Here is a 4164-nt window from a genome sequence, read left to right as displayed (position 1 = left end):
GCAGTAATGTACGGAGTTGACCAGTACTAATCGGTCGAGGGCTTGACCAAAAAGCAGGTTAAAGATTCCAAAGGATGTCAGCATGTATGTGGTTTTGAAGGTACAAAATACTTTCAGGTTATTCCTCCTTAGCTCAGTCGGTAGAGCATGCGGCTGTTAACCGCAGTGTCGTTGGTTCGAGTCCAACAGGGGGAGCTTAAAATTAAATATGGCTCCATGGTCAAGCGGTTAAGACACCGCCCTTTCACGGCGGTAACAGGGGTTCAAATCCCCTTGGAGTCACTTACAAAATGAGATTTTTGAGAGGCTTAACTCTGACATTTGGTATGTTTTTTATGTGCCGATGTGGCTCAATTGGCAGAGCAGCTGATTTGTAATCAGCAGGTTATCGGTTCGAGTCCGATCATCGGCTTTTTGGACCTTTAGCTCAGTTGGTTAGAGCAACCGGCTCATAACCGGTCGGTCCTGGGTTCGAGTCCCCGAAGGTCCATTTTTGTTATATAAATATTTTTCTGGCCCGGTGGCTCAGTTGGTTGGAGCGCCGCCCTGTCACGGCGGAGGTCGAGAGTTCGAGTCTCTTCCGGGTCGTTGCTGTATTTAGCAAATTTTATGGGGTCTTAGCTCAGCTGGGAGAGCATCTGCCTTACAAGCAGAGGGTCATAGGTTCGAGCCCTATAGGCCCCATCCTATTTTACTAAATTATATGCATGCCGCAGTGGCGGAACTGGCAGACGCCCGGGACTTAAAATCCCGTGGGTAGTGATACCCGTACCGGTTCGATTCCGGTCTGCGGCATTAATTAAAGCCCTTGATTTTCAAGGGTTTTTTTATGTTGTAGAAGATGACATTGATAAAAAGTATTCATTTGGCTATAATAAAAAAGAAAATACAGAACGTGTTATAGGAGAAATGATTATGTGTACAGCAGCTACTTATAAAACAAAAGACTTTTATTTTGGAAGAACGCTGGATTATGAATTTTCTTATGGTGATCAGGTTACTATTACACCCCGAAGCTTCCCGTTTCATTTTCGACATGTGAGAGAGCTGAAGAACCATTATGCGATTATCGGGATGGCTCATGTTGCAGGAAATTACCCGCTGTACTATGATGCCATCAATGAAAAGGGACTCGGTATGGCAGGACTTAATTTTGTGGGAAACGCTTCTTATTCAGATTTACAGAGCGAAGTGGATAATATTGCACAGTTTGAATTTATTCCTTGGATTTTAAGCCAGTGTTCCTCTGTAACAGAGACTCGGGAATTACTTCATCGTATAAATATAGTGAATACGCCTTTCAGTGAACAACTGCCTTTGGCGCAGCTACATTGGCTTATTGCTGATGAAAAGGAGTGTATTACAGTAGAATCTATGTCTGATGGATTGCATGTTTATGACAATCCGGTAGGAGTCCTCACAAACAATCCACCTTTTCCGCAACAGATATTTCAGCTGAATAACTATATGCACCTTTCTCCCAAACAGCCAGTGAACACATTTTCAAGTGATTTGAACCTTAATGCTTATAGCCGGGGAATGGGAGGTCTGGGCCTTCCTGGGGATTTATCTTCTGCTTCTCGCTTTGTCCGCGTGGCATTTACAAAAGTTAATGCATTTTCCGGCGAATCCGAGATGGAAAGTGTCAGCCAGTTTTTCCATATTTTAGGATCAGTAGATCAGCAGCGCGGTTGTTGCCAGGTCTCTGATGGAAAGTATGAGATTACGCTGTATACTTCCTGCTGTAATGCTACAAAAGGAATCTATTATTATAATACCTATGAGAATCACCAGATCAGTGCGGTGGATATGCACAGTGAAAATCTGGATAGCGATAAACTGGTTTGTTATCCGTTAATTCAGGGAGAACAGATTAAATATCAAAATAGATAACATTTTTCAATAGTATTAGCTGCATTTTCAGATTTATATCTTTATATCTACAGGAATGAGAGATATCTGTAGTATCTGTACTGAGTTAAGAATATGACTATTTCCTTTATGCCGGGAAGTAGTCATTTTTTTTGATGGATTTTTGGAAAAATACCTGGCAGGATATTACCTGTGAACAGTAGCATAGGCAATCCTGGAACAGTTACTGTCAGAAGTGCTAGTGTAAATATTGAAGCGTTTACGTATAATGAAGATGAACGAAAACACGAGTATAACAAGAAAGGAGATGTTTTTATGAACAAAAAAATGAAATTATGGGTGGCTGGATCTGTTGGAGTTTTAATGGCAGGTATGATGAGCGTGAGTGTTTATGCACTTGAAGAAAAGGACGTTATTGGAACCTGGTATGTAAATGAGCTTTCTATGGGAGGAAACATGACGTTCCATCCGGAATCAATGGGAATGGAAGTGACCGTTGACATTAAAGAAGGCGGACAGATAGAGACAACAACATCTAGCAGTGGAGAGGAGCCAGAGGTAGATCAGGCAGAGTGGAAAATAGAAGATGATAAATTACTGATAACCAATGATGGTGAAACTAAAGAATGTGAGTATGCTGATGGCAAGTTGACTATAGATGCAGACGGAATGACAATGATCATGAGCCAGGAAAAAGAAGAATATGAGCCATATGTACCTGGTGAACCGGTAGAAAATCCTGCAATAGAGGATTTTGAAGGAGAATGGATGTGTACTTTGATGGAAGCATTTGGAATGCAGATGCCGGTCGATGCTGAACTGACTGGATTTGAGATGATGCTGACAGTTCAAGGGGATACGGCTGAGCTTTCTTTAATAGAGAGCGGAGAAGAGAGCAAAGTAGAGCTTTCAGGTGAGGTGGAAGGAAATAACCTGATCTTGAAGGCTGTGTCCGAAGATGAGGCAGGGACTATGTTCTTCAGTTGTGATCTTATGAAGTTCACTTTGCTGGATGATGGAAAGCTTTGTTTTGAAGCAGACGCTGATGACAGTGAAGAATCAGAAGATTCTGAAACAGATGGGGAAGATTTTTCTGTAAAGACATATTTTGACAAAATAACTGTTACTGAATAGAGTAAAACACTGCCGTACCGGAGATATCTTATTCCAGTGCGGCAGTATAGGATATAGGATTGCCAAGATGTGTAGAAAAATATGTGATGCGTTGCATGACGCACATCTTCCGGCAAGAATACCAAGACATTTTTGAAATTCTTCTTGACTGAATTCAAGTCGAGCAGTTGCGAGACTTGGCGCGTGATTCTGGTCAGCGTAAGCTGACATATTCTTTACAGAATCACTGCGCATCCTCGCAAAGCGTTTATCTCAGTCGGAGATTGGACTCCCACTGAGACGAACTTGCTGTTACTCACCACCTGAAAGAGGTGGGAGTCTTCTCGACTGAGATAAAAAAGGGAGGTAGGGCATGGGATTATTTGATAAAAAAATTTGTGATATCTGTGGAGAAAAAATAGGTTTACTTGGAAATAGAAAATTAGACGACGGAAATTTATGTAAGGATTGTGCAAAAAAATTATCACCATGGTTTGAAGAGCGGCGGCACAGCACAGTAGAAGATATCAAACGTCAATTGGAATACCGTGAAAAGAATAAAAAAGCGGTAATGGATTTTTGCGTTACCCGTCAGATCAATACCAGAAACTACACTGTTTTTATTGATGATCATAAGGGGAATTTTACAGTTGCACGCAAACTGGATGTGAATGAAAACCCAGATATCGTTCCTTTATCAGCTATTGTGCAGTGCAGAGTAGAGGTAGAGCAACAGCAGCTTGAAGAAACATATACAAAGGATGGAAAGACAGTAAGCTATCAGCCGCCAGTATATAACTATGAATATGATTATACGATGCGTATTAAGGTTAATACTCCCTGGTTTGATGATATGGATTTTCGTTTGAATACATTTTCTATAAGCAGTGAAAAGAGAAACGAATTGATGGAAGTAGAACAGACGGGATATCAGATTGTTGCCGCACTGACACCAAATGCAGCCGGAATGCAGCCAGGAATGTCTGGGATGAATATGAACGGAGGAATGCAGTCAGGAATGTCCGGGATGAATATGAATGGAGGAATGCAGCCAGGAATGTCCGGGATGAACATGAACGGAGGAATGCAGCCAGGAATGTCCGGGATGAACATGAACGGAGGGATGCAGCCGGGAATGTCCGGGATGAATATGAACGGAGGAATGCAGCCGGGAATGTC

General features: G+C 41.9%; 3 protein-coding genes and 7 tRNA genes. All 10 read left to right on the top strand.

Translation table 11 applies throughout. The annotated features are described in order from the left end of the window. The first annotated feature begins 122 nt into the window (after positions 1–122). Positions 123–195: transfer RNA gene (locus G5B11_RS18250), tRNA-Asn, on the top strand. Positions 196–210: 15 nt separating this feature from the next. Next, positions 211–282, top strand: a tRNA-Glu gene (locus G5B11_RS18245). A 57-nt stretch (positions 283–339) separates the two neighbouring features. Further along, positions 340–412, top strand: a tRNA-Thr gene (locus tag G5B11_RS18240). A gap of 4 nt (positions 413–416) precedes the next feature. Continuing rightward, positions 417–490: transfer RNA gene (locus G5B11_RS18235), tRNA-Ile, on the top strand. A gap of 24 nt (positions 491–514) precedes the next feature. Beyond that, positions 515–588: transfer RNA gene (locus tag G5B11_RS18230), tRNA-Asp, on the top strand. Between the two features lie 23 nt (positions 589–611). Further along, positions 612–684 (top strand) — tRNA-Val (locus tag G5B11_RS18225). A gap of 25 nt (positions 685–709) precedes the next feature. Continuing rightward, a tRNA-Leu gene (locus G5B11_RS18220) sits at positions 710–795 on the top strand. Between the two features lie 120 nt (positions 796–915). After that, positions 916–1893 (top strand): choloylglycine hydrolase, encoded by a 978-nt coding sequence (bsh, locus tag G5B11_RS18215; protein ID WP_173729278.1) that lies wholly within the window; start codon positions 916–918, stop codon positions 1891–1893. Positions 1894–2187: 294 nt separating this feature from the next. Further along, positions 2188–3006, top strand: coding sequence for a hypothetical protein (locus G5B11_RS18210; RefSeq protein ID WP_173729277.1), 819 nt, complete (start codon positions 2188–2190; stop codon positions 3004–3006). 352 nt (positions 3007–3358) lie between these two features. Continuing rightward, the coding region (locus G5B11_RS18205) for a DUF4428 domain-containing protein (protein ID WP_173729276.1) at positions 3359–4164 on the top strand (806 nt) is incomplete at its 3' end.

This window comes from Blautia glucerasea, assembly GCF_013304385.1.
Lineage (GTDB): Bacteria > Bacillota > Clostridia > Lachnospirales > Lachnospiraceae > Blautia_A > Blautia_A ammoniilytica.
The sequence above is the reverse complement of the archived record's forward strand: the minus strand, read 5'-3'. Positions and strand labels throughout refer to the sequence as shown.